At 71.9% G+C, this 23875-nt stretch carries 20 protein-coding genes and 1 pseudogene; 16 read left to right on the top strand and 5 right to left on the bottom strand.

Features of this window, described 5'->3' with window-relative positions; genetic code table 11:
- The first annotated feature begins 21 nt into the window (after nucleotides 1-21).
- Together CFW40_RS18355 and CFW40_RS18350 are read left to right on the top strand one after the other, a co-directional pair.
- On the top strand, nucleotides 22-1680 hold the full coding sequence (locus tag CFW40_RS18355; RefSeq protein ID WP_176956462.1) for a PP2C family protein-serine/threonine phosphatase: 1659 nt from the start codon (nucleotides 22-24) through the stop codon (nucleotides 1678-1680).
- 285 nt (nucleotides 1681-1965) lie between these two features.
- On the top strand, nucleotides 1966-3426 hold the full coding sequence (locus tag CFW40_RS18350) for an aminopeptidase P family protein (RefSeq protein WP_088798920.1): 1461 nt from the start codon (nucleotides 1966-1968) through the stop codon (nucleotides 3424-3426).
- An 81-nt stretch (nucleotides 3427-3507) separates the two neighbouring features.
- Here CFW40_RS18350 and CFW40_RS18345 read toward each other — a convergent pair whose 3' ends face one another.
- Both CFW40_RS18345 and CFW40_RS18340 read right to left on the bottom strand, forming a co-directional pair.
- Complete coding sequence (locus CFW40_RS18345; RefSeq protein WP_088798919.1) at nucleotides 3508-4155, bottom strand: TetR/AcrR family transcriptional regulator; 648 nt, start codon at nucleotides 4153-4155, stop codon at nucleotides 3508-3510.
- 256 nt (nucleotides 4156-4411) lie between these two features.
- A complete protein-coding gene (locus CFW40_RS18340) occupies nucleotides 4412-4909 on the bottom strand; it encodes an ATP-binding protein (protein ID WP_088798918.1) in 498 nt (165 codons plus the stop codon).
- A gap of 246 nt (nucleotides 4910-5155) precedes the next feature.
- Here CFW40_RS18340 and CFW40_RS18335 point away from each other — a divergent pair, with 246 nt between their 5' ends.
- The 9 genes from CFW40_RS18335 (at nucleotide 5156) to CFW40_RS18295 (ending at nucleotide 15884) form a co-directional block, all read left to right on the top strand.
- Nucleotides 5156-6037 (top strand): hypothetical protein, encoded by an 882-nt coding sequence (locus CFW40_RS18335; RefSeq protein ID WP_088798917.1) that lies wholly within the window; start codon nucleotides 5156-5158, stop codon nucleotides 6035-6037.
- Nucleotides 6038-6176: 139 nt separating this feature from the next.
- Nucleotides 6177-6965 carry a YcnI family protein gene (locus tag CFW40_RS18330; protein ID WP_176956463.1) on the top strand — a complete coding sequence of 263 codons (789 nt, stop codon included), beginning with the start codon at nucleotides 6177-6179 and terminating at the stop codon, nucleotides 6963-6965.
- An 84-nt stretch (nucleotides 6966-7049) separates the two neighbouring features.
- Nucleotides 7050-7694, top strand: a complete 645-nt coding sequence (locus CFW40_RS18325; protein ID WP_088798916.1) for an SCO family protein — start codon at nucleotides 7050-7052, stop codon at nucleotides 7692-7694.
- A complete protein-coding gene (locus tag CFW40_RS18320; protein WP_088798915.1) occupies nucleotides 7691-8140 on the top strand; it encodes a copper chaperone PCu(A)C in 450 nt (149 codons plus the stop codon). Before CFW40_RS18325 ends, CFW40_RS18320 begins: the two co-directional genes overlap by 4 nt.
- 111 nt (nucleotides 8141-8251) lie before the next feature.
- Complete coding sequence (locus CFW40_RS18315) at nucleotides 8252-10477, top strand: copper resistance protein CopC (protein ID WP_088798914.1); 2226 nt, start codon at nucleotides 8252-8254, stop codon at nucleotides 10475-10477.
- A complete protein-coding gene (gene efeB, locus CFW40_RS18310) occupies nucleotides 10477-11940 on the top strand; it encodes an iron uptake transporter deferrochelatase/peroxidase subunit (RefSeq protein ID WP_256331410.1) in 1464 nt (487 codons plus the stop codon). Before CFW40_RS18315 ends, efeB begins: the two co-directional genes overlap by 1 nt.
- A gap of 166 nt (nucleotides 11941-12106) precedes the next feature.
- The gene (gene pheA / locus CFW40_RS18305) at nucleotides 12107-13033 is read left to right on the top strand and encodes a prephenate dehydratase (protein ID WP_088798913.1); all 927 of its coding nucleotides are present in this window, start codon (nucleotides 12107-12109) and stop codon (nucleotides 13031-13033) included.
- A 749-nt stretch (nucleotides 13034-13782) separates the two neighbouring features.
- Nucleotides 13783-15072, top strand: a complete 1290-nt coding sequence (gene serS, locus CFW40_RS18300) for a serine--tRNA ligase (RefSeq protein WP_088798912.1) — start codon at nucleotides 13783-13785, stop codon at nucleotides 15070-15072.
- Nucleotides 15069-15884 (top strand): HAD family hydrolase, encoded by an 816-nt coding sequence (locus CFW40_RS18295; RefSeq protein WP_088798911.1) that lies wholly within the window; start codon nucleotides 15069-15071, stop codon nucleotides 15882-15884. The genes serS and CFW40_RS18295 overlap by 4 nt, the downstream gene beginning before the upstream one ends.
- On the opposite strand, the gene CFW40_RS18290 is transcribed toward CFW40_RS18295, so the two are convergent.
- Both CFW40_RS18290 and CFW40_RS18285 read right to left on the bottom strand, forming a co-directional pair.
- A complete protein-coding gene (locus CFW40_RS18290) occupies nucleotides 15872-16630 on the bottom strand; it encodes a rhomboid-like protein (protein ID WP_256331769.1) in 759 nt (252 codons plus the stop codon). The two genes, CFW40_RS18295 and CFW40_RS18290, sit on opposite strands and share 13 nt — an antisense overlap.
- 20 nt (nucleotides 16631-16650) lie before the next feature.
- A pseudogene (locus tag CFW40_RS18285) lies at nucleotides 16651-17073 on the bottom strand (Lrp/AsnC family transcriptional regulator); the annotation flags it as partial.
- A 509-nt stretch (nucleotides 17074-17582) separates the two neighbouring features.
- Between CFW40_RS18285 and CFW40_RS18280 the strand changes: the two are divergent.
- From CFW40_RS18280 to mltG, 5 genes are all read left to right on the top strand, one after another.
- Nucleotides 17583-17897 carry an SAV_915 family protein gene (locus CFW40_RS18280; RefSeq protein ID WP_088798909.1) on the top strand — a complete coding sequence of 105 codons (315 nt, stop codon included), beginning with the start codon at nucleotides 17583-17585 and terminating at the stop codon, nucleotides 17895-17897.
- Nucleotides 17898-17912: 15 nt separating this feature from the next.
- Nucleotides 17913-19442 (top strand): diaminopimelate decarboxylase, encoded by a 1530-nt coding sequence (gene lysA, locus CFW40_RS18275; RefSeq protein ID WP_256331411.1) that lies wholly within the window; start codon nucleotides 17913-17915, stop codon nucleotides 19440-19442.
- 308 nt (nucleotides 19443-19750) lie between these two features.
- The gene (locus CFW40_RS18270) at nucleotides 19751-20461 is read left to right on the top strand and encodes a FadR/GntR family transcriptional regulator (protein ID WP_088798908.1); all 711 of its coding nucleotides are present in this window, start codon (nucleotides 19751-19753) and stop codon (nucleotides 20459-20461) included.
- Nucleotides 20462-20612: 151 nt separating this feature from the next.
- Nucleotides 20613-21899: an MFS transporter gene (locus tag CFW40_RS18265; protein WP_088798907.1), complete on the top strand. Its 1287-nt coding sequence runs from the start codon at nucleotides 20613-20615 to the stop codon at nucleotides 21897-21899.
- A gap of 190 nt (nucleotides 21900-22089) precedes the next feature.
- Complete coding sequence (gene mltG, locus CFW40_RS18260) at nucleotides 22090-22953, top strand: endolytic transglycosylase MltG (RefSeq protein WP_088798906.1); 864 nt, start codon at nucleotides 22090-22092, stop codon at nucleotides 22951-22953.
- A gap of 143 nt (nucleotides 22954-23096) precedes the next feature.
- Here the strand turns inward: mltG and CFW40_RS18255 are convergent, their stop codons facing one another.
- Nucleotides 23097-23873: an ABC transporter permease subunit gene (locus tag CFW40_RS18255; protein WP_088798905.1), complete on the bottom strand. Its 777-nt coding sequence runs from the start codon at nucleotides 23871-23873 to the stop codon at nucleotides 23097-23099.
- Between the last annotated feature and the right edge of the window lie 2 nt (nucleotides 23874-23875).

Below are 23875 nucleotides of genomic sequence, written 5' to 3'. Positions count from 1 at the left end.
ACTCGACGAGAGCCGTCGGCCATGACCACCCCTCACGTGCCGAAAGTGGCTGGAATCGAACCAGTCCTTCCCGCCCCCGCGCACACTGTCGACCCCCATGGGCCGAAAGCGCCCTCGGGATGCGCTGCCGGCGCCCCCTCCGACGGCTCGCCTGACGGCTCGTCCGACACCTCCGCGGGCGGCTGCCCGGGCGATGTGCCCGGATCCGCGCCCGGCCTTGTCCCCGACATCTCCGTCGTCGACCAACTCGCCGCGGTCCAGGACCGGCTGGCCGGCTGGATCTCCGACCTCAGCACCCTGCACGACCTGACCGAACAGCTCGCGCGCACCCGCACGCTGGAGGACGCCCTCCACGAGCTGCTGCGCGCCGGTGCCTCCCTGGTCGGCGCGCGTCGCGGTCTGGTCGTCCTCGCACCGTCCGACGGGCTCGGCCCGGAGACCACCGTCGGCCTCGGCCTCGGCCACGCCGAGATCGGGCATATCGAGACCGTCCCGCGCCGCGCCCTGTCGTACGCGCGGATACTGGACGGCCTCCCGGAGCGGGTCACCGGCGACGACACCCGGTCCGGTCCGCTCGACGACACCCGCCACCCGACGCGCGACGGGAGCCGTGCCGCCGGCCCCCGCGACGACGCGCCGGCGGGCCCCTGCACCGAGATCGCCGAACCGGACATCCCCGGCGAGAAGGACCTCGACCCCCGCCTGCGCGAGGTCGCCGCCCGCCTCGGGTACGCCGCGAGTTATGCGGTCCCGCTCTGCGCCGAACCCTTCGGCAGGACCGGCGCCGCGGTCTGGCTCTACGACGAACCGGCCGAGCCCACCGCACGGCAGCGCCATCTCGTCGGCCTCTACCGCGCGCACGCCGCCGAGCACCTCGCCCGCCTCCTCGAACTCCACCGCAGCCGCCGGGCCACCGAAACCCTCCGCGAGGAACTGTTGCCGCACCGGCTGCCACGGATCCCCGGCGTACGCCTCGCGGTGCGGCACGGCACCGGGCCGCGCGGCGGCGGCGACTGGTACGACGCGCTGCCGCTGCCCGACGGCGCCCTGGGGCTGGCCGTCGGTTCGGTGACCGGCTGCGGGCCGAGCGCGGTGGCTGCCATGGGGCGGCTGCGGGCGTCCCTGCGCGCCTACGCCGTCATGGAGGGCGAGGACCCGGTCGCGGTCCTCTCGGACCTCGAACTGCTGCTCCGGCTGACCGAGCCGGCCCGCAGCGCCACCGCGCTGTTCGCCTACACCGAGCCGCCGCCCGGCGCTCCGGGCGGGCCGCCGGTGCTGCCCGGCGGCATCGCCGATCCCTTCGCCCGCAAGCTGCTGCTGGCCGGGGCCGGTCACTGTCCGCCGCTGATCCTCGGCGATCTGCGGACCGAGTTCGTGGAGACCTCACTGTCCGCGCCGCTGGGCATGCTGGCCTGCTGGGAAGCGCCGAGCGTGGAGATCGAACCGGCCGGCGGCGAGACCCTGCTGCTCTACAGCGACGGGCTGCTGCACCGCACCGGCGAGCCCATGGACCGCGCCTTCACCCGGCTGCACGCGGCCGCCGCCGGCGTTCCCAGGGCGAGCCGCCACGATCCGGAGGCGGTCGTCGATCACATCGTGCGCACGATGCTGCCGCAGGGTCTGGACGATCCGTCGTCGGAGGAGGACGTGGTGCTGCTCGCGGCGTACTTCGAGGAGTAGGCGCAGGGGCGGCGCCGCACGGCGCACGACGGGCACCCCGAGCCGCACGCCGGGACGCACACCGGCCGCACACCGGCCGCACACCGGCCGCACCGGATAGCGGACACCCAGCACCGGAGTACGGAGCCATACGCCTCCCGTCCGCCCCCTGAGAGTGCCCCGCGTCCCGAAGCCACCCTCCGGCAAGGTCGCGCCTTCGTGCGGGAAGGTCACGCCTTTTTTCCTCTGGACCGCTTTCGATCCGCACATACGATGGAAGGCGGTTCAGTCTTAAAAGGAGGCATTGTGACCGACGAGCTCACGCCGGAGACCCCGGACGAGGACGAGCAGCCGATCAAGCAGCGCAAGAACGGCCTTTACCCGGGCGTCTCGGATGAGCTCGCGGAGAACATGAAGAGCGGCTGGGCCGACACCGAGCTGCACGATCTGCAGCCGGTCGAGCAGGCCCCGAACGCCGCCCGCCGCCGCGCCGCGCTGTCCGCGCGCTTCCCCGGTGAGCGCCTGGTGATCCCGGCGGGCAACCTGAAGACCCGCTCCAACGACACCGAGTACGCCTTCCGCGCCTCGACGGAGTACGTCTACCTCACCGGCGACCAGACCGACGACAGCGTCCTGGTCCTGGAGCCCACCAAGGACGGCCATGAGGCGACGGTCCACCGGCTGCCCCGCTCCAACCGCGAGAACGGCGAGTTCTGGCTCGACGGCATGGGCGAGCTGTGGGTCGGCCGGCGCCACAGCCTCGGCGAGGCCGAGGCGCTGCTCGGCGTCCCGTGCAAGGACGTACGCGAGCTGGCCGGTGCGCTCAAGGAGGCCACCGGACCGGTCCGGGTGGTGCGCGGTCATGACGCCGGCATCGAGGCCGCGCTCACCGACAAGGTCACCGCCGAGCGCGACGAAGAGCTGCGGGTGTACCTCTCCGAGGCCCGGGCGATCAAGGACGCCTTCGAGATCGGTGAGCTGCAGAAGGCCGTCGACTCGACGGTGCGCGGCTTCGAGGACGTCGTCAAGGTCCTGGACAAGGCCGAGGCGACCAGCGAGCGCTACATCGAGGGCACGTTCTTCCTGCGCGCCCGCGTCGAGGGCAATGACGTCGGCTACGGCTCGATCTGCGCCGCGGGACCGCACGCCACCACCCTGCACTGGGTCCGCAACAACGGCGAGGTGCGCTCCGGCGACCTGCTGCTGCTGGACGCCGGGGTGGAGACCCACACCCTCTACACCGCCGATGTCACCCGCACCCTGCCGGTCAACGGCCGGTACACCGACCTCCAGCGCACGATCTACGACGCGGTGTACGAGGCGCAGGAGGCGGGCATCGCGGCGGTCAAGCCGGGCGCGGCCTACCGCGACTTCCATGACGCGGCGCAGCGGGTGCTCACCGAGAAGCTGGTCGAGTGGGGGCTGGTCGAGGGCCCGGTCGAGCGGGTGCTGGAGCTGGGGCTGCAGCGCCGCTGGACCCTGCACGGCACCGGCCACATGCTCGGCCTGGACGTCCACGACTGCGCCGCGGCCCGTACCGAGCACTACGTCAACGGGACGCTGGAGCCGGGCATGGTGCTGACCGTGGAACCCGGTCTGTACTTCCAGGCGGACGATCTGACGGTGCCCGAGGAGTACCGCGGCATCGGCGTCCGGATCGAGGACGACATCCTCGTGACGGACGACGGCAACCGGAACCTGTCGGCCGCGCTGCCGCGGCGGTCGGACGAGGTCGAGGCCTGGATGGCGGGGCTGCTCGGCAAGTAGCCGCGTAGTAGGGGCGGGGCCGCCCTCGCGGGTGCCCTGCCGGTGCCCGTTGCGCCGTTCGTTCCGCGTCTCCCGGTGGCCTCAGCCGCCGGGAGACGTGTCGTGTGCGGGGCCGTCGTCCTGGCGCCCGTACGCACCGGCGCGGGCCGCCGCCCAGACCGCGGTGGCGGCGGATGCGGCGAGATCCTGGTCGACGGGGCGACGGGCGATCAGAATCCGGTAGTAGAAGGGCGCGCCGAGCGCCGACATCACCTTCTCCGGGTCGGTGTCCGCGGGCAGTTCGCCGCGCTCGACGGCCCGCTCCACCATCCGGCCGGCCAGCGCCAGCCGTTCGCCGAAGAAGGTCCGCAGCACCGCCGCCGCCTCGGGGTCGCGGGCCGCGGCGGAGACCACCGCCTCGATCAGCCGGCGCATCCGCGCCTCCCCGTAGAAGGTGGCTATCGAACCGGCCAGCTCCTGCAGGTCCCCGGGCAGCGTGCCGGAGTCCGGCAGCGGCACATCCGAACTCAGGTCGGTCAGCAGGTCGCACACCAGACCCTCGGTGGAGCGCCAGCGACGGTAGAGCGTCGCCACATGAATTCCGGACCGCTGCGCGACCCTCTCCATGGTCAGCGCGGCGAAGCCGCCGTCGCCCAACTCCTGGAACACGGCGGTCAATACGGCTTGGCGGGTGCGGGCGGTACGACCACCGGGCCTGGTCTCGCCAGGGCCATGGTGCGCTGTCGTCACGACGGCTCCGTATTGCAGTGCGGGTTCACGCCAAGTATTGTCCGGGAAAGGTTAACGCGAGCAACTTCGCGTTAATCGTCGTGCGCGCTGGTCTCGCAGGGACAGGGGACGCCGCGGGGGAGGTTCTCTCACCGCGAGACCGCGCTGCCGACTTCCCGCAAAGGGCGATTTCCAGCCAGTTTTCCGACTGCTGATGTTAGCCGGGTTTGACACCTCGTACACGGACGTCCCGCATGCGGCCGCCTTCCCGGGCGCCCTACGACGCCATCGGCAGCGCCGCTCCCTCGCGCCATTTGAGGATCTTGTCGAAGCTGACGACCGCGCCGGGGCGGCCCGTGCGGTTGCGGTAGCGGACGTGGTCGGTGAGGGCCTCGATCAGAAAGAGCCCCCGGCCGTCCTCGGCAAAGGCGGGAGCCTGTGCGGGGGTGGGCACGGGGGCCGGCGTGGGGGCCCGGTCCGCGGCGGTATGGGGTGGGGCGGGGGGCGCGGGGCAGTGGCGGAACCCGGGGCCCGAGTCGGTCACTTCGATGCGGCAGGTGTCGCCATCGATGAAGGCCGTGACGCGGTAGTCCTCGGTGGCGGCGTCACCGCCGTGCTCGACGGCGTTCGCGCAGGCCTCGGAGAGGGCCACCGCAAGGTCGTAACAGATGTCCGGGTCGACGCCCGCCGTCTCCATCGTGCCCAGCAGCAGACGACGGGCCAGCGGCACGCTCGCAGCCTCACGCCGCAAATGGAGTGACCACCAGATGCTCATCGCTCCAGCCTCCTGGCCGCGGCTCGACATATCGATACCTATTGCCGCGCCGCATGGTCCGTAAGCATGTCCGGGACGTGATACCGCTCATTCGGCGGATGCGAAGAGCCAGCGCATCGGTGTAGGCGAAGCGCCTGCTATGCGCTGCCGCGCGCCCCACTGGGCCCCCTGGACACCGGGCGGGCCGCCTCCTCGGCGCGCCCTGCCGTAGGCGACAGGTCGGACCAATGGGATGATGGCGCGGCCATGACTCCACCGCCCGCCTCCACAGCGCGCGCAGCCGCCGATCTTCGGCTGTCGAGGGCCGCGGTCTTCACCGCGGTCTGCGTCGTGTTGTCCGCGGGCGGGCACATCGCCGCCTCGTGCGCCACCGTCCCGTGGTGGACGCTGGGTGTGGCGGCGGCCGTGGTGTTCGCGATCGCCGCGCCCCTGGCCGGGCGGGAGCGCTCGCTGCCGGGGATCGCCGCCGGTCTTGCCATGGGACAGCTCGCCCTCCACGCCCTGTTCGCCTGGGGCCAGCTTCCGATGCCCGCCATGGCGCGGGGCGCGGGAAGCGGACGAAGCGGCTTGGGTGCCGGCGGGCTGTCCGACCGGGCGGCCGAGGCCCTTGCCCGGCATGTGACCTGCGGGCTCGGCAGCGGCCGGGTGGACGGCGCGCAGGCGCGCCGGATTCTCGGCTCGGGCGGCTTCGACACCGCCTCCGCCGCCGGGATGACCCCTCCGGCAGGCGCCGGCCCGGCGGGCGGCACGGCCGGGGGCGCGACCGCCGCCGACCCCGCGCTCACACATGGTCTGCTGCCGTCGCTGCCCATGCTGCTGGGGCATCTGCTGGCCGCACTCGCGGTCGGCTGGCTGCTGCGGCGGGGCGAGGCGGCCCTGTGGCGGCTGGTCCGGCTGTCGGCTCCGGCGGCGTACGAGATCACGGTGCAGGCACTGGCCGGCGTGGTGCGCGGGGCACTCGCCCTCGCTCGCGCCCTGCTCACGGGCCTGGAAACGGCGCACGAAGAATCGCTGCGCGCCCCCGTTTCGTACGGGGATGACAAACCCGGCCCGAAGAACGTCGCACTCCACCACAGTGTCATCAGGCGAGGGCCCCCCGCCCCGGCCCTCCTCGCCCTCGCGGCCTGACGACGCGAAGCACGCCCCCACATGGGGCCCCTCTCATGCCCTTGAGGCATGGGGGAGGGTACGGGCTTATGCGCCGTCGTCCGCGCGCACCACCTGCACCGTCACCCGTACCTCCCTCGTTCCTGTGGAGTGCTTTCCGATGTCGATGAATTCGAAGATGGCGAAGATGCCGCAGCAGCAGTCGGACGCGTCGCCCACGCGCCGGCTCGCACGCCGGCTGCCGCTGGTGGGCGCCGCCGCGGCCGGCAGCGTGCTGCTCCTCGCCGGCCCGGCCTCCGCCCACGTCAGCGTGCAGCCGTCGGGTCCGGCCGCCAAGGGCGGCTATGCGACCGTCAACTTCAAGGTGCCCAATGAGAAGGACGACGCCTCGACGGTGAAGCTCGAGGTGACGCTGCCCACCGACCACCCGCTGGCGTCCGTGATGCCGCAGCCGGTGCCCGGCTGGAAGATCTCGGTCACCAAGGCCAAGCTGCCCAAGCCGATCGAGATGGAGGGCGAGAAGATCACCGAAGCCCCCTCGAAGATCACTTGGACCGCCGACGGCAAGGGCGTGGAGCCCGGCCAGTTCCAGCAGTTCCCGCTCTCCGTCGGCCAGCTGCCCAAGGACACCGACCAGGTCGTCTTCAAGGCGCTCCAGACGTACGACAACAAGGAGGTCGTGCGCTGGATCGAGCCGACGAAGGAGGGCGCCCCGGAGCCGGAGAACCCGGCCCCGGTCCTCAAGCTCGGCGCGCCCGAGGAGGACGGCCACGGCGCCGCCGGAGCGAGCGACAAGAGCGGTGCCACCACCGGCATGAAGGCCACGGCCGCCACCTCGGCCGCGTCCGGCAGTGACACCACGGCCCGCGTCCTGGGCGCCGTCGGCATCGTCGTCGGCGTCATCGGAGTCGGCTTCGGTGTGTTCGCCGGCCGGCGCCGCAGCGCCTGACCACCGGCGGGCCGGCGCCGGACCGCGCCGGCCCGCCCACCATTCCCGCGCAAACGGGATTCCCAGACACAGGATTTATCTGCAATGCACAGAAGGACCCTGCTCGCGTCCGCCCTGGCGGCGGCCGCGGCTTTCAGCCTGACCGCCTGCAACGGCGAGGACAACAAGCCCGCCGCCGAGGTCTCCGGGGGCACCACGGCCAAGCCGATCGTCACGCTCGACAGCCCCTTGGCGAAGCCGGACCTCGTCCTGACCGACACCAGCGGCAAGAAGTACGACCTGGTGGAGAAGACCAAGGGCCACCCGACGCTGATCTACTTCGGGTACACCAACTGCCCGGACGTCTGTCCGCTGACGATGGCCAACATCGCGGTCGCGGTGAAGCAGCTGCCGCCGGCCGAACGCAAGGATCTGCGGGTCGTCTTCATCACCTCCGACCCGGAGCGTGACACCCCGGCCGCGCTCAAGAAGTGGCTCGGCGGTATCGACAAGGACTTCACCGGTCTGACCGGCAACTTCGACACCATCCAGGGGGGTGCGCGCGACGTCAACATCGGGATCGAGAAGCCGGTCAAGAAGAAGAACGGCGATGTCGTGTCCACCCATGGTGCGCAGGTGCTGCTGACCTCCCCCAAGGACGACAAGATCCACTGGATGGGCATGCAGGAGGCGACCTCCGACAACTACACCAAGGCACTTCCGAAGATCGTCAAGGGGCAGAACCCGTGAACCGCCGCACCACGCTCGCCGCCGCCCTCACCTTCACCGCCGCTCTCGTCCTGGCGGGCTGCGGCGGCGCGGACGGCGCACCGCAGCTCAAGGTCGAAGGCCCGTACATGCCCCGGCCGGTCGACCAGAACATGGCCGGCGCGTACTTCACGGTCAAGAACAGCGGTGAGACCGCGGACAAGCTCACCTCGGTCACCAGCGACCTGTCCAAGGACATCACGCTCCACAAGACGGCCGGCACCAAGATGGAGCAGGTCAACTCGCTGGCGATACCCGCGGGCGGCGAGCTGCGGCTCAGCCGCGGCGGCAACCACCTGATGTTCATGGGGCTGAAGAAGAAGCCGGCCGAGGGCGACAAGGTGGCCATCGAGCTGCACTTCGCCACCGCCGGTCCGATCAAGGTGACGGTCCCGGTCAAGGCCCTCACCTACGCACCGAAGAAGTAGCCGGGCACCGAAACGGCACACAGGGGACGGAAGAACCGCACAGGCCGTACGGACCACCGACGGATCACCGCACAGGCCGTACAGAACACGGGAGTAAGGGGAGCGATCACTATGGTCACCACCGGGCTCGGGCCGCGACGGTCCGCCGTGCTGCGCCTGCTGGTCGTCGCGGTGGCGCTGGCCGGCGCGCTGATCGGCGGGCTCGGCGGCGCCGCCCCGGCCTCGGCGCACGCCGCGCTGACCGGGAGCACCCCCGTCCAGGGTTCGGTGGTGGACCACGCCCCCGAGCAGGTGACGCTCACCTTCTCCGAGGGCGTCGCGATGGGCGACAACTCGATCCGGGTGCTGGATCCGCGGGGCAAACGGGTGGACCGCGGCAAGCTGCTCAACCTGAGCAGCGGCAACGTCGTCAAATACGGCGCGGGGCTGCCACCGGGGCTCGGCAACGGCACCTACACCGTCACCTGGCAGGCGGTCTCCGCCGACAGCCACCCCGTCTCCGGCGCCTTCACCTTCTCGGTCGGCGCGCCCTCCAAGGCCACCGCCCCGGTGCCGCAGCAGAAGGCCGGCGGCGGTCTGGTCGGCGCGCTCTACGGCGTCGCCCGCTACCTCGCCTACGCCGGGTTCGTCCTGCTCGTCGGCGGCGCGGCCTTCGTGGTGGCCTGCCGGCCGGCCGCCGCCCTCGTCCGGTCCGTGCAGCGGCTGGTCGTCCAGGGGTGGGCGCTGCTGGCCGGCACCACCGTGGCGATGCTGCTGCTGCGCACCCCGTACACCGGGTCCGGCGATCTCGCCGATGTCTTCGACCTCGCCGGCCTCCAGCAGGTCCTGGTCACCAAGCCGGGCGCTGCTCTGGTCTCCCGGCTGCTGCTGCTCGCCGCCGCGGCGCTGTTCGTGGCGGTGCTCTTCGGGACGTTCGCGCGGCTGCACGAGCCGGCATCGCAAGAGCCGACTCCAGGAGAGGGGCCGGCAACGGGTGAGGAGCCGGTGCCGGGCGAGGAGCGGACTGCCGGGCAACCGGCGGCGGGGAGCGCGCCGGGCAAGACGGAGCGCGCGGACTCCGGGGAGGAAGGCACCGATGCCGCCGGACAGCCGGCCGTGGAGGCCGCCGACCTCGCCAGGCAGCGCCGGGACCTCACCTTCGGGCTCGCCTTCGGCGGGGTGATCGTCGCCGCGGGGCTCGCCGCTACCTGGGCGCTGGCCGAGCATGCCTCGACCGGTCTGCAGACCGCCGTCGCGATGCCGGTCGATGTGCTGCATCTGCTGGCGGTCGCCGCCTGGCTCGGCGGGCTGGCGGCGCTGGTGGTGTCCCTGTACTGGGGGCCGCCCGTAGAGCGGAGGGCCGTACGCCGCTTCTCGCGGATCGCGTTCGGCTCCGTGCTGGTGCTGGTGGCCACCGGTGTGTACCAGTCCTGGCGGCAGGTCGGCAGCTGGCGTGCGCTGACCGACACCACCTACGGGTGGCTGCTGCTCCTCAAGGTGGGCCTGGTCGTGGTGCTCGTCGGGATCGCCTGGGTGTCGCGGCGGTGGACGGGGCGGCTGACGGAGGTCCGGGGGGCCGAGGAGGACGTGGCCGAGGAGGACGAGGAGGCGGAGAAGGACCGGGAGGCGGAGGAGGACCGGGAGGCGGAGAAGGCGGCCGTCGGCGCCTTGGCCGCCACCGACGCCGTAACCGCATCGGCCTCTCCCACCGCTTCGGCTCCTCCTTCTTCTGACCGGACCCCGGACCGGACGCCGGACGGGACGCCGGACGAATCCCCCGACCCCGCCCGCGCCGCCCAACTCGCCCGTCAGCAGGCCGCGTTGCGTACCGCCCGTACCAAGCGGCAGCGCGATGCCGATCCGGAGCGGCTGGCGCTGCGCCGGTCGGTGCTGGCCGAGGCGTCGGTCGCCGTCGTCCTGCTGGTGGTGACCACGGTGCTGACCGCCACCGAACCGGCCCGCACCGAGGAGGCGGTCAAGGCCCGCTCGGGCGGGCAGTCCATCGCGAGCAGCGGGCCCCAGGTGCTGAAGATCCCGTTCGACACCGGCGGTCCGGGCGGCAAGGGCACCGCCCGCCTCGACCTCGATCCGGGGCGCAGCGGCAGCGCCAACGCCCTGCGGCTGCGGATCACGGACCCGTCGGGCAAGGCGGTCGACGTCCCCGAGGTGAAGGTCTCCTTCACCCAGAAGGCCAAGAAGATCGGGCCGCTGCCGATCGCCCCGAAGCACCTCGGCAAGGGACAGTGGCGGGCGGACGGGGTCCAGCTGCCGGTCCCGGGGCAGTGGCAGCTCTCGCTGCTCGTACGGACCTCCGACATCGACCAGGTGACCGAGATCAAGAACGTGAAGATCGGCTGATGAGCAAGCAGACGTCCGGCAAGAAGGTGCCCGGCAAGGCGGCGCCCGGCAAGGCGGCGCCCGGTAAGAAGCCGTCCGGGAAGGCGGTGTCCGGGAAGGCCCCGGGCGCCCGGTCCGCGGGCGCGCCCGGGGCCGCCGGGGCGGGCAACGCACCAGGCGTGCCCGCACCCGCCGCCGCCCCGGCGCCCGAAACCGACCGCTCCCCCTCGCCCGCCCCCTCTCCGGAGCTCTCCCGTCGCCGGCTGCTCGGCAGCGTCGGCGCGGCGGGCGCGGCCGGGCTGGTCGTCGGCGGGGCCGGCGGCGCCATCGGGGTCGCCGCCGCGCAGTCCGGCCCGCAGGACGGCGCCGCCAAGGCCGTGACCAGCATCGGATCTACGGAGGTACCGTTCCGGCCGGCCCGCGCCGGGCACCAGGCGGGGATCACCACCCCGCTGCAGGCCACGGGGCATCTGGTCGCCTTCGACCTGGCACCGGACGCGGACCGCAAGGCCGCCGCCGCGCTGCTGCGCCGCTGGTCGCGGACGGCCGAGGAGCTGATGGCCGGGCGGACCCCGGACGCCGACACGGGGGTCGCGCTCGACGCGGGCCCGTCCTCGCTGACCGTCACGTTCGGCTTCGGCCACAGCTTCTTCGGCCGTACGGGCCTGACGAAGCGGCGCCCCGTACAGCTCGATCCGCTGCCCGACTTCTCGGCCGATGCGCTGGATGCCGGGCGCAGCAACGGAGATCTGTGGATACAGATCGGCGCCGATGACGCGCTGGTCGCCTTCCACGCGCTGCGCGCACTGCAGAAGGACGCGGCCGGAGCTGCGCGGCTGCGCTGGCAGATGAACGGTTTCAACCGCACCCCGGGCGCCACCGCGCGCCCGATGACCGCACGCAATCTGATGGGCCAGATCGACGGCACCAACAACCCCAAACCGTCGGACAAGGACTTCGACGAGCGGATCTTCGTGGGGCGGGACGCCGACCAGGCCTGGATGCACGGCGGCTCGTACGCCGTCGTCCGCCGGATCCGGATGCTGCTGGACGACTGGGAGAAGCGCTCCCGGCACGAACAGGAGCGGGTCATCGGGCGCCGCAAGGACGACGGTGCGCCGCTGACCGGCGGCTCGGAGACCACCCCGATGCGGCTGGAGGCGAACGGCCCCGACGGGCTGCCGGTCATCCCGGCCAATGCGCACGCGCGGATCGCGGCGCCGGAGTCCAACCAGGGCGCGGCGATGCTGCGCCGCCCGTTCTCCTTCCACGACGGGTTCCGGGAGGACGGGGCTCCGGACGCGGGGCTGCTCTTCGTCTGCTGGCAGGCCGATCCGCTGCGCGCCTTCACCCAGGTCCAGCGGAAGCTGGACCGCGGGGACGCGCTGTCGCGGTTCCTGCGGCACGAGGCGAGCGGGCTCTACGCGGTGCCCCCGGCGGCCGGACCGGGCGACTACGTGGGCCGGCCGCTGCTGGAGGGCTGAGGGAGCCGGCCGCTGCCAGCGGGCCGGGGATCCGGCCCCGGGCGGGCAGCCCCCGGGCCCGGCCCTCCCAAGAAGTCCCGCCCGGTTCCGCGGGGCTGGGTATCGTGGCAGGACAGGGAGAAGATCGGCGGGGTGCCCCCGCAGTCACGCGAGGGAGTCCTTATCCATGTCGGCCAGCCGCTATACCTACCTCGGCCCCGAGGGCACGTTCACGGAGGCCGCGCTGCGCACGCTTCCCGAGGCGGCGACCCGCGAGCTGGTGCCGATGGTGTCGGTCCCGGCCGCCCTGGACGCGGTGCGCGACGGTGAGGCCGCCGCGGCGCTGGTGCCGATCGAGAACTCCGTCGAGGGCGGGGTGACCACCACGCTCGACGAACTGGCCGCCGGCCGACCACTGATGATCTACCGCGAGGTGCTGCTGCCGATCGCCTTCGCGCTGCTGGTCCGCCCCGGTACGGCGCTCAGCGATGTGAAGACGGTGACCGGGCACCCGGTCGCCCAGCCGCAGGTGCGCAAGTGGCTGGCGGCCCAACTCCCGGAGGCCGTATGGGAGTCGGCGGCCTCGAATGCCGACGGCGCGCGGCTGGTGCAGGAGGGCCGCTACGACGGCGCCTTCGCGGGCGAGTTCGCGGCGGCGACCTACGGTCTGGAGCCGCTGGTCACCGACATCCATGACGCGCAGAACGCGGCCACCCGCTTCGTGCTGGTGGGCCGCCCGGCCCGGCCCGCTGCGCCGACCGGCAGCGACAAGACCTCGGTCGTGCTGTGGCTGGCCGAGGACCACCCCGGTGCGCTGCTGGAACTGCTGCAGGAGTACGCGGTGCGCGGGGTGAGCATGATGCGGATCGAGTCCCGGCCGACCGGTGAGGGCATCGGCCGCTACTGCTTCTCCGTGGACTGCGAGGGGCACGTCACCGACCGCCGGGTCAGCGAGGTGCTGATGGGTCTCAAGCGGGTCTGCCGCGAGGTGCGGTTCCTCGGCTCCTATCCGCGGGCGGACGAGGCGTCGCCGAGCGTGCGGCGGCAGATGACGGACGCGGCGTTCACCGAGGCGTCGGACTGGCTGGCGCGCTGCATGGACGGGCGGGGCTGAGCCGGTGACGGGGGCTCCGCGGCCCGGCCCGCGGGCCCTGCGGAGCAGCGCGACCTGCAGCTTTGGAAGGGCTGTGGGTTATCCACAAAGTTATCCACAGGCTCGGTTCTCGACCTGTGGGTAAGTCGACATGAGAGTCGGACAGAGTCGACATATCGCCCTACTGACCACACACCACTCCACAGCACCGCACGCCGGGCGCCGTCAGCACAATTCACGTGATCAATCCTTTAGGGCGAGGTAATCCCACACGAAAGAGTGCGTGAACGGGGTTTGGGCAAGGAATCCATAGCCGAGCATTTCGGGGGCGGAATGATCCGCTCCGGCTTCCACAGATCTCACACACAGCCTGTGGATAACGATCCCGAAACCATTGCCCCCTGTGGACAACCGAGGATTTCCAGGGGATAACCAGGGGAGAATCGGGGCTCGCACCCCGCCCCGGCACCCCCTCAACTCCCGTTGTCCACACCGTGGATCACCCGGCACCCGGACCGCGAAAGCCTCATCACGGACAGTGCGAAGATCTCGTGACGGACGCCGCGAAGGCCGCCGACGGGTCCCGCAAAGACTCCCGCCGACCGCACCGAGGACCCCTTGCCCGGCCATCCGCGGCACGGAATGCGCGCGCATTTCCCACCCGTTTCCCCTCTCTCGACCCCAGGGGAATAAATTGCCCAAAACGGGCAAAATGACATGCCGGTGAATATCGCGTCGAGGGGCGGAGCGAGGCCCGGTAGCCTGGTGGGGTGATTGACCTTCGCCTGCTCCGTGAGGACCCCGACCGTGTGCGCGCGTCCCAGCGCGCCCGTGGAGAGGACGTCGCACTCGTCGACGCGCTTCTCTCCGCCGACGAGCGGCGCAGGTCGTCCAGCGTCCGCTTCGATGAGCTGCGTGCCGAGCAGAAGGCGCTCGGCAAGCTCATCCCCAAGGCCTCCGGCGACGAGAAGGCCGTGCTGCTGAAGAAGGCCGGTGAGCTGTCCGCCGCCGTCAAGGCCGCCGACGCCGCACAGGACGAGGCCAAGGAGGAGACGCAGGCGCTGCTGCAGAAGCTCGGCAACCTCGTCCACCCCGACGTCCCCGTCGGCGGCGAGGAGGACTTCACCGTCCTGGAGACGCACGGCACGATCCGCGACTTCGCGGCGGAGGGCTTCGAGCCCAAGGACCACCTGGAGATCGGCGAACTGCTCGGCGCGATCGACGTCGAGCGCGGCGCCAAGGTGTCCGGCTCCCGCTTCTACTACCTCACGGGCATCGGCGCGCTGCTGGAGCTCGCCCTGGTCAACGCCGCCATCGCGCAGGCCACCGCGGCCGGTTTCACGCCGATGCTGACCCCCGCCCTGGTGCGCCCGCGCGCCATGGAGGGCACGGGCTTCCTCGGCCAGGCCGCGGAGAACGTCTACCACCTGGAGAAGGACGACTACTACCTGGTCGGCACCTCCGAGGTCCCGCTCGCCGCGTACCACATGGACGAGATCGTCGACGCGGCCAAGCTGCCGCTGCGCTACGCCGGTTTCTCGCCGTGCTTCCGCCGCGAGGCCGGCACCTACGGCAAGGACACCCGCGGCATCTTCCGGGTCCACCAGTTCGACAAGGTGGAGATGTTCTCCTACGTCGCGCCGGACGACGCCCAGGCCGAGCACCAGCGGCTGCTGGACTGGGAGAAGCAGTGGCTGACCGGTCTGGAGCTGCCGTTCCAGGTCATCGACGTCGCCACCGGTGACCTCGGCGCCTCGGCCTCCCGCAAGTTCGACTGCGAGGCGTGGATCCCCACCCAGGGCAAGTACCGCGAGCTGACCTCGGCCTCCAACTGCGACGAGTTCCAGGCCCGGCGGCTCTCGGTCCGGATGCGCGAGACCGTCGACGGCAAGCAGAAGGTCTCGCCGCTGGCGACCCTCAACGGCACGCTCTGCGCCGTACCGCGCACGATCGTGGCGATCTTCGAGAACCACCAGCAGGCGGACGGCTCCGTGCGCGTCCCCGAGGTGCTCCGCCCCTACCTGGGCGGCCGGGAGATCCTGGAGCCCGTCGCCAAGTGAGCTCATCCGCTCCGCTGCCGTACAAGCTCATCGCGACGGATCTCGACGGGACGCTGCTGCGCCACGACGAGACCGTCTCCGAGCGCACCCGCCGGGTGCTCGCCGCGGCCACCGCGGCGGGCGCGGCGCATATCGTCGTCACCGGCCGCGCCGTGCCCTGGACCCGGCACATCCTCGACGCCCTGGACTACAAGGGCCTCGCGGTGTGCGGACAGGGCGGGCAGGTCTACCACGCCGGTGAGCACCGCCTGCTGACCTCGGTGACGCTGGACCGCCAGCTGGCCGGTCTCGCGCTGGCCAAGATCGAGGCGGAGGTCGGCCCGCTGTATCTGGCGGCGAGCCGGGACGGTCTGGAGGGCGAGGTGCTGGTCGGCCCCGGCTACCGCGTCCACGAGGGCTCGCTGCCCCACGTCATGCTGGACGACCCCGGCGAGCTGTGGGTGGCACCGCTCAACAAGGTCTACATCCAACATCCCGACCTGGACGACGATGCGCTGGCGCTGGCCGCACGGCAGGTCGCCGGGGATCTGGTGGGCGTGACGGTGGCCGGCGAGGGCATCGTCGAACTGCTGCCGCTGGGCCTGACGAAGGCCACCGGACTGTCGCTGGCCGCCCGCCGGCTGGGCGTCACCGCCAAGGAGACCCTGGCCTTCGGGGACATGCCCAACGACATCCCGATGTTCGCCTGGTCCGCCCACGGAGTGGCCATGGCCAACGCCCATGACGAGCTGAAGGCCGTCGCGCACGAACTCACCGCCTCCAACGAGGAGGACGGGGTCGCGGTGGTGTTGGAGCGGCTTTACCTCTCCTGACGGTCCTCCGGGCCCGGCTCCGGGGGCGGGGGCGGGGCTTGGCGCGATGGCGGCTTCCCGGCGGCGGGTTCCTGGTGTGCCGCGTCCTGCTCCGGCCGTGTGCCGGCTGCCGACGGGGTCAGCGGCCAGGCCGTAAAGCCCATGGTCAGCGCGATGGCATGGCCGAAGTCGGTGAAGGAGGCCCCGGTCGTCAGCGGGATGCCGAAGAAGACCAGCACCGCGACGAGATAGCCGTAGCGCCAGGGCGGCAGCAGCCGGTAGGTCAGCACACCGGCGGCCGCGGCCAGCCCGTACGAGACCCCGATGTCCACGACATGGGTCATCGAACGCGGCAGCCGGTGGCCCTCGATGGCCAGCAGGACGAGCTCCTGGCTGGCGAGGGTGGCGGCGATATGCGCACCGCCGACGGTCAGCAGCCAGCGCATGCTGCCCATCCAGCGCTCCACGTTGGCGTGCAGCAGCTCGAACATCACCACGTAGAGCAGGAAGGACGACGGGCGTTCGATCCAGAAGCCGCTGATGAGCAGCGACGGCAGCGGATGCTCGTTCAGCTCGTGGATGTTGCTGCTGGTGCGGTGGATGAGGAACTGTCCCAGTCCCTCGGACGCGGAGGCGATGACCAGGCTGGTGACGCCGATGACCAGCAGCCAGATATGGGTGCCGGGACTGCTGCGTACCCAGTCCTTCACCCAGGTCAGGGGGTTGCCGGGCCACGGCCGGCGGCCGCCGCGCGGCGGCTCCAGCAGCGGTCTCACCGTCGGCGTCCGGCGGCGGTCTCGGTGCAGCCGGACATCAGACTCACCCAGGACGTGTCCGTACGGCGGGCCGGCGCCTCGGCCACGGAAACGGCGGCGTCCGGTGCGCACTGGACCCGCACCATCCATGTGATGTAGCCCAGTGCCTGCGCATCGGCGAGCCCCAGCACCTTGAGCGCGCCGCCGGCGCCGTGCCGGGTGTAGCGGCGGGCGACGGTCTGGCCGGAGACGCCGAGCACCGCCGCGATCCGGCTGAACGGCGCCCGGCCGCCCGGCTGCAGCGCATGCACGAGCCGGCGGTCGAGGGCATCGAAGCCGGCGGGGTCGCCGGGGCTGCCGGGGCCGCTGGGGGCCTGACCGGTGGTTCTTCCCTGGAACGTTCCGTCGGTCTTCCCGCCGGCCTTGCCGCCGGTCTTCCCGTCGATTTTCACCATTTGAGGCTAGCGCGCGTCGGATTGCGCCGCCGGGAGCGCCGTGGCGGGGAGAACAGGTGCCGCGGACCGCACGGTGGCGTCGGCAATACGGGGCAGCGGCCGCCGTATGGCGACGCGACGACCCAGACAGCAAGACAGCAAGACAGCAACGGACGGCAACACGAATGGAGGAAAGGGAGGAAAGGAAGGCATGGGGAACGCACCCGAGAGGGGGGACCGCGGCCGGCGGACGGGCTGAGCCCGGCGGCGGTGGCGTGCGATCGGCGGACGGGGGCAGAAAGCGCACGCACCAGGGACCGTCCCGACCGCACGCACTGCGCCCCGGTGTCACCACTGATACACAATCGGTCACCAGGCAGCAGCATCGCGTCAAGTAGCGTCCACAACCCGTCAATGACGCGTCAGTGGCCGGCGGAGTGCCCGGTTCCCCGGGAATAGCGTCAGGGCCGAGCCCCGGCATACGCGTTTCCCACCGGTCCGGGGCCGAGGTCCCCTCGAGGAGCAACGCCGTGTCCCACCTTCTGTACGCGGAAGATCCCGAGCCTGCCGAACGTGTCCCGGCCGGGCTTCTCTTCGTCCCTGTCCGGTCGGGCCCCGCGGGCTGCACCGCCCGCCTGTTCCGTACTCCGCGCGGCGGCCGTACCGCCGTCGGCTTCACCTCGCCCCAGCGGCTCGCCGCGGCCCTCGGCAGCGATCAGCCCTGGGTCAGGCTCTCCGAGCCCGCCCTGCGTGCGCTGGCCGAACCCGTCGGAGCGACGGCCCTGACCGTCGATCCACGGTTCGCCCCCGGCATTTCCCGTGGTCAGCACCTACGGGCCGGCTGAGGGAGAGCCACTGCCATGAGCCACCGCACACTGCCCCAGCCCCCTCGCCGCACCACGCGCCGGACCGGCGCTCCGCCGCCGGCCACCGCCACCGTGGCGGGCGGGCCACCGGCCGCCCACCAGCTGCAGTCCCCCGAGGAACTGCCGTCCGCCGACCCTCCGTTGCCCACCGACGAACCGCCGTCCGCCGAAGGGCCGTTGCCCGCCGCCGAGGAACTGCCGTCCGCCGGGAAGCCGCCGTCCGCCGCCGGGCCACTGTCCATCTGGCCCGGGTCCGCCGCGCCGCTCGGCCACGACGACCTCGCGGTGGGCGGCGTCCCCCTCACCGAGATCGCCGACCGCTTCGGCACCCCCGCCTACGTCCTGGACGAAGCCGAGGTGCGCCACCGCTGCCGGGCCTACCTCCGGGCCTTCCCGGACGCCGATGTCTTCTACGCCGCCAAGGCGTTCCTGTGCCGCGCCATGGTCCACTGGGTGCGGGAGGAAGGGCTCGGCCTGGACGTCTGCTCCGCCGGTGAGCTGGAGTTGGCCGTCACCAGTGGGTTTCCGCCCGCGCGGATCGTGCTGCACGGCAACGCCAAGAGCCCAGCCGACCTGCGGGCGGCGCTGCGGCTCGGCGTCGGCCGGATCGTCATCGACAGCACCTCGGAGATCGCCCGGCTGGCCGCCGCGGTCCCCGCGGGCAGCCGGCAGAAGGTGCTGATCCGGGTCGTGCCGGGCGTCGCCGCCGGCGGCCACGCCAAGATCCGTACCGGGACCGACGACCAGAAGTTCGGGCTGTCGCTCGCCGACGGATCCGCACAGCACGCCATCACACGCGTCCTCAGCCAGCAACGGCTCGAACTGGTCGGCCTGCACTGCCACTTGGGATCGCAGATCACCACCGTCAAGCCCTATCTCTCGGCCGTGCGCCGGCTGATCGGCCTGCTGGCCCGGATTCAGGAGCAGCACGGCATCACCCTGCCCGAGCTGGATCTCGGGGGCGGCCACGGCGTCGCCTACCGGCCCGGCGAGCCCACGCTCGACCTCGCCTCCCTCGGCGACCGGCTCCGCGCCGAACTGGCCGGTGGCTGCGCGGCGGCCGGGCTGCCGGTGCCACGGCTCGCCATCGAACCCGGCCGCGCCATCGCGGGCCCGGCCGGTGTCGTCCTCTACCGGGTGCTGTCCGTCAAACGCACCGGTGCGCACACCTTCGTGGCGGTGGACGGCGGGATGAGCGACAACCCGCGGCCCGCGCTGTACGGGGTGCGCTATGCGCCACGGCTGATCGGCCGCCGCACGACCGCCGCCCCGGAACCGGTCACCGTGGTCGGACGGCACTGCGAGGCCGGCGATGTGCTCGCCGCCGATGCCCGGCTGCCCGGCGACATCCGCCCCGGCGATCTGCTCGCCGTACCCGTCGCCGGTGCGTACCACCTCTCGATGGCCTCCGGCTACAACCTCGTCGGCCGGCCACCGGTCATCGCCGTCGCCGAGGGGCACGCCCGCCTTCTTGTACGGCGCGAATCCCTCGCGGACATCCAGGAGCGGGACATCGGACTGTGACGCCGGAGGGCCCGCCGCACCGCATCCCCGCCTCCCGCGGGCGACCGGCGGGCCCTCCTGGCCGACGCGCTCTTCGTTTCCCTCGCTGCCCTGGCTGCCCTTGCTTCTCTCGCTTCCCTCGCTGCCCTTGCTGCCCTCGCTACCCTTATTTCCCTCGTCCTGCCTCACGCCCCTCGCCTCCGTGTATGGTGAATGCATCATTTGTAGGATGACCGGGCAAGAGCGCGCGTCAGATCAGACTCGGGGCAGAGCAGACTCAGATCTGACCAGCCCCGGACGAGACCGGATCGGATCGGATCGGATCAGGCATGGCACTGCAGGCAGCGGGACGACAATCTCTCGTGGACACCGTCGTCGACACCCTGCGGTCCCAGCTGACGGCCGGGGAGTGGCAGGTGGGGACGCGGATCCCCACCGAGCATGCGCTCGCCGAACAGCTCCAGGTCGGCCGTAACACCGTTCGTGAGGCGGTACGGGTACTCGTACACGCCGGGATGCTGCGCTCACGGCAGGGCGAAGGCACCTTCGTCGTCTCCACCGCTGACCCGGGCGACGTCATGCGCGGCGTCCAGCGCGCCGGAATCCGCGACGTACTGGAGCTGCGCATCGCTCTGGAGGCGGAAGCGGCCCGGCTGGCCGCGCTCCGCCATCTGCCCGCCGATCTGGAGCGGATGCGAGCGGCCCTGGACGCTCAGGCCGAACTGGCGGACGCGGAGGGACACCCCGATGCCGACAGCCTGGAGCTCTACGCCGATCACGACATCGCCTTCCACAAGGCCGTCGTCGAGGCCGCGCACAACACCGCGCTGACGGCGACCTACGGCTGGTTCAGCAGCTCGGTACGGGAGTCGCTGGTCAACTATCTCGGCGACCGGGCGATGCCGAAGATCGTGCACGGCGATCATGTCGCGGTCCTGGACGCGATCGCGGCGGGCGACCCGGAGGCGGCTCAGCAGGCCATCCGCGAAGTGCTGGAGAAGCCGAAGCAGGCCCTGGAGAACCTGCTGGCCGGCCGCTGACGCCCTCGCTCACGTGGCGCTATGCCGATTGCCGCCTTCAGTTCTCTTCTCCTCTCCCGCTTCCTCTTGTCCCTTTTTCCTGTTCTCTCTCGTCTCTTCTCTCTCTTCTCCCTTCCCCGAACGCACACCACCCTTGGCGAGGTACGCACGTATGGCAGGGCCCAGGTCCGAAGCAACCTTGATCGACGCTGAGGAGGATCTGGTCGCGGCACCGCCGGTCGCTGCGGCCCGCCGGCGTCTACGGGCCCACCCGGCCCTGATCATGGCCGGAATCGTTCTTGCCGCGGTCAATATGCGGGCGGCGCTGGCCGGGGTCTCGCCGTTGCTCGGCGAGATCGGCCGGCACTTCCGGCTGACCGCGACGGCCAGCAGCCTGGTGACGACCATCCCGCTGATCTTCATGGGCCTCGGGTCGATCGTGGCGCCGAAGCTGGCACGCCGCTGGGGCACGGAGGCGGCGCTGTGCGGGGCACTGGTCGCCCTGTGCGGCGGCATCGTGCTGCGGATCGCCCCGCCGGTGGTCGCGCTGTTCGCCGGGTGCGCCGTGGTCGGTACTTCCATAGCCCTGCTGAATGTGCTGATGCCGGGCCTGATCAAGCGGGACTTCCCGGAACGGGCCGCGGGGATGACGGCGCTGTACTCGACCGCGATGATTTTGGGCGCGACCGTCTCGGCCGCCTCCGCGGTCCCGCTGGAGAGCGCGCTCGGCACCTGGCAGGGCGCGCTGGTCTCCTGGTCGCTGCCGGCCGCCGTCGCCGCGGTCGTCTGGGTTCCGCAGACGCTCATGGCCCGGCGCGGCACCCGTCATGGCGCGGCCGCGGCCACGCCTCTGCACGTCGGCGAGGACGGGCCGAAGCTGAGCCGTTCCTCGCTGGCCTGGCAGGTCACGCTCTTCATGGGCTCGCAGTCGCTGATCGCGTACGTGTCCATCGCCTGGATGCCGACGATCTTCACCGACCACGGCATGGGCAAGGGCGAAGCGGGCCTGGTCTTCGCCTTCAGCACGCTGCTGCAGATGGTCGGTTCATTCATCGTGCCGATGCTCGCGGGACGGATGCGGCGTCAGCGGCTGCTGGCAGTGGCCGTGTCCGCGCTGATGGCCTGCGGTATCGGCGGACTGCTGCTGGCACCGGTGGCGGGCGCCTGGCTGTGGGCGGCGTTTCTCGGCGTGGGACAGGGCGGTGCGCTGGGCCTGGCCCTGACGATGATGGTGCTGCGCTCGGGTGATGCCCACACCGCTGCCCGCCTCTCCGGTATGGCCCAGACCGGCGGGTACCTTCTGGCGGCCGCCGGCCCCCTCGTCCTGGGGGCCGTCCACCAGGCCACCCACGGCTGGACCGTCCCCCTCGTGCTGCTGATCGGCGTCTGCGCCGGACTGGCCCTGGTGGGCATGGGTGCGGGCCGGGACCAGCGGATCGGAGCACCGGCCGTCCGGTGAGGAGGGCGAGGCGGGGAGGGAACGGGAGCAGGGCCGCCCGCCCGTCGGGTTGGTGCGGCGGCCCGGACCTCGTCCCGTTACCGGCCGGGGTGTGGCCGGTGGATGGCGAGCCGGTGAATGATCTCCGCCGTCGGCGGAGATCCGGGGAGCAGCCGCCACGCGCCCCTTCGGTCTCGCCTACCGTGCCCCCATGAGCGATGTGGAGCGCACCGTTCGCCGGTCAGGACCGCGGATCTCCCGCACCGGCCGGCTCGTCCTCGTAGCGGTGCTGTGTGTGCTGGTCGTCCTTGCCGTTCTGCTGCTGCCGCGGCTGCTGCGGGGGCTGCGGCCCGGGCAGACGCTGACCGTCCCGGAGGGGCAGCGGGTCTCGCAGGTCTACGCGGCCGCCGACAAGGCCCTGCACCGTCCGGCCGGGTCCACCGCGAAGGCCGCCGAGAGCGCGCATCTGGACCTGCCGGCCGAGGCGAAGGGCAACCCCGAGGGCTACCTCTTCCCGGCGACCTATCCCCTCGACTCGGACACCACTCCGGCGTCGCTGCTCGGCTACATGGTCAAAACCGCCAAGCAGCGGCTCGCCACCGACGGCATCGCCTCCTACCGGACGGTCGTCATCGCCAGCATCGTGCAGGCCGAGGCCGACCGGCCGGCCGATATGGGCAAGGTCGCCCGGGTCATCGACAACCGGCTTGCGCACCACATGCCGCTGCAGATGGATTCGACGATCAACTACGCGCTGGCCCGCAGCACCCTGCACACCAGCCACGCCGACACCAGGACCAAGAACCCGTACAACACCTACCGGTACCAGGGCCTGCCGCCGACACCGATCGACAATCCCGGGGCGGACGCGCTGAAGGCGGCCGGCGCGCCGCCCGCCGGCGACTGGCTCTACTTCGTCACCGTCAAACCGGGCGACACCCGCTTCACCGCCGACTACCGGGAACATCTGCGCAACGTCCGGGAGTTCAACGGCCGGCAGGCACGCGCCGGGAGTGGCGCGGGTGGAGGCAGTGGCGGGGGCAGCGGCGGGGGCAGTGGCGGGGGCGGGGCTTAGGAGGCATTCCCGCGCCTGCGGTCCCCGCCGTGCCCCCCGGGACTCCCCGCCGCGTCCACAGTCCCCGCCGCGCGCGTAGGCCCTCCCCCCGCGCCGCGCCCGGACGTCGTTACTCCTCGTTCCTCACTCCTCGTTTCGCCTCGTCACTCCTCGCCGGACAGGGTGAGCGCCTTCAGGCGGCGGGCGGCATACCAGGTGGCAGCGACCGTGAGGGCCACCAGCAGGCTGATGGCGACGGGGAGTTGGACGTCAGAGGCGATCGCTCCTTCCGCGGCTGCCTTCTGGCCGACCGCCAGCGCCCACTGCTGGACGCTGAGCGTCTTCGCGCCCGGGATGAGGGTGCCGACCAGCGACTCCCAGACCAGGGCGTAGACCAGGCCGAACACGACGGCGTGCCGGCTGATCGTGCCGAAGAAGAGGAAGAGGGCGCTGTAGGCGACCGACGCGACGGCTGCCGCCACGGCGAATCCCACGGCCATCTGCTGGCTGTTGCCGTTGAGGAGGAAGCCGGCGAGCAGCACGGGGAGGGCGGAGAAGGCGACCGTCACGCCTATCGCGACCAGGAGTTTGGTGAAGATGATCGTCGGCCGGGACACCGGCTTGGCGAGGAGATAGACCACCGAGCCGTCGTCGATCTCCGGGCCGATCGCGCCCGTACCGGCGATGACGCCGATCAGCGGCACCATCGTGCCCAGCGCGAAGGTGCCCAGGATGCCTCCGGCGGTGGAGTCATCGGCGCCGGTCAGCGTCCGGACGGCCACCGAGAGCGCCACCAGCAGGGCAGGCAGCACGAAGAGGACCAGGGCCCGGCGCCGGCCGAGCAGGGCGCGGTAGGTGAGCCGGGCGACGGTCGGGTGGAAGAGCGCGGCCTTGGGCGCGCCGGGGGGCGCGGCGGGGGCCATCGGAGTGGTCGTGGACATGC

This window comes from Streptomyces sp. 2114.4 (assembly GCF_900187385.1).
GTDB classification, from domain to species: Bacteria; Actinomycetota; Actinomycetes; order Streptomycetales; family Streptomycetaceae; genus Streptomyces; species Streptomyces mooreae.
Note: the sequence above shows the minus strand (reverse complement) of the source record. Positions and strands in the feature narration are given on the sequence as shown.

Bases quoted from the DNA above. Each gene is read 5' to 3' on its own strand.
- pheA (WP_088798913.1), top strand. From the start codon at position 12,107: ATGTCGGCCAGCCGCTATACCTACCTCGGCCCCGAGGGCACGTTCACG.
- mltG (WP_088798906.1), top strand. From the start codon at position 22,090: ATGAGCGATGTGGAGCGCACCGTTCGCCGGTCAGGACCGCGGATCTCC.
- CFW40_RS18255 (WP_088798905.1), bottom strand. From the start codon at position 23,873: ATGTCCACGACCACTCCGATGGCCCCCGCCGCGCCCCCCGGCGCGCCC.
- CFW40_RS18330 (WP_176956463.1), top strand. From the start codon at position 6,177: ATGTCGATGAATTCGAAGATGGCGAAGATGCCGCAGCAGCAGTCGGAC.
- CFW40_RS18325 (WP_088798916.1), top strand. From the start codon at position 7,050: ATGCACAGAAGGACCCTGCTCGCGTCCGCCCTGGCGGCGGCCGCGGCT.
- CFW40_RS18270 (WP_088798908.1), top strand. From the start codon at position 19,751: ATGGCACTGCAGGCAGCGGGACGACAATCTCTCGTGGACACCGTCGTC.
- CFW40_RS18265 (WP_088798907.1), top strand. From the start codon at position 20,613: ATGGCAGGGCCCAGGTCCGAAGCAACCTTGATCGACGCTGAGGAGGAT.
- CFW40_RS18355 (WP_176956462.1), top strand. From the start codon at position 22: ATGACCACCCCTCACGTGCCGAAAGTGGCTGGAATCGAACCAGTCCTT.
- lysA (WP_256331411.1), top strand. From the start codon at position 17,913: ATGAGCCACCGCACACTGCCCCAGCCCCCTCGCCGCACCACGCGCCGG.
- CFW40_RS18340 (WP_088798918.1), bottom strand. From the start codon at position 4,909: ATGAGCATCTGGTGGTCACTCCATTTGCGGCGTGAGGCTGCGAGCGTG.
- CFW40_RS18315 (WP_088798914.1), top strand. From the start codon at position 8,252: ATGGTCACCACCGGGCTCGGGCCGCGACGGTCCGCCGTGCTGCGCCTG.
- CFW40_RS18335 (WP_088798917.1), top strand. From the start codon at position 5,156: ATGACTCCACCGCCCGCCTCCACAGCGCGCGCAGCCGCCGATCTTCGG.
- efeB (WP_256331410.1), top strand. From the start codon at position 10,477: ATGAGCAAGCAGACGTCCGGCAAGAAGGTGCCCGGCAAGGCGGCGCCC.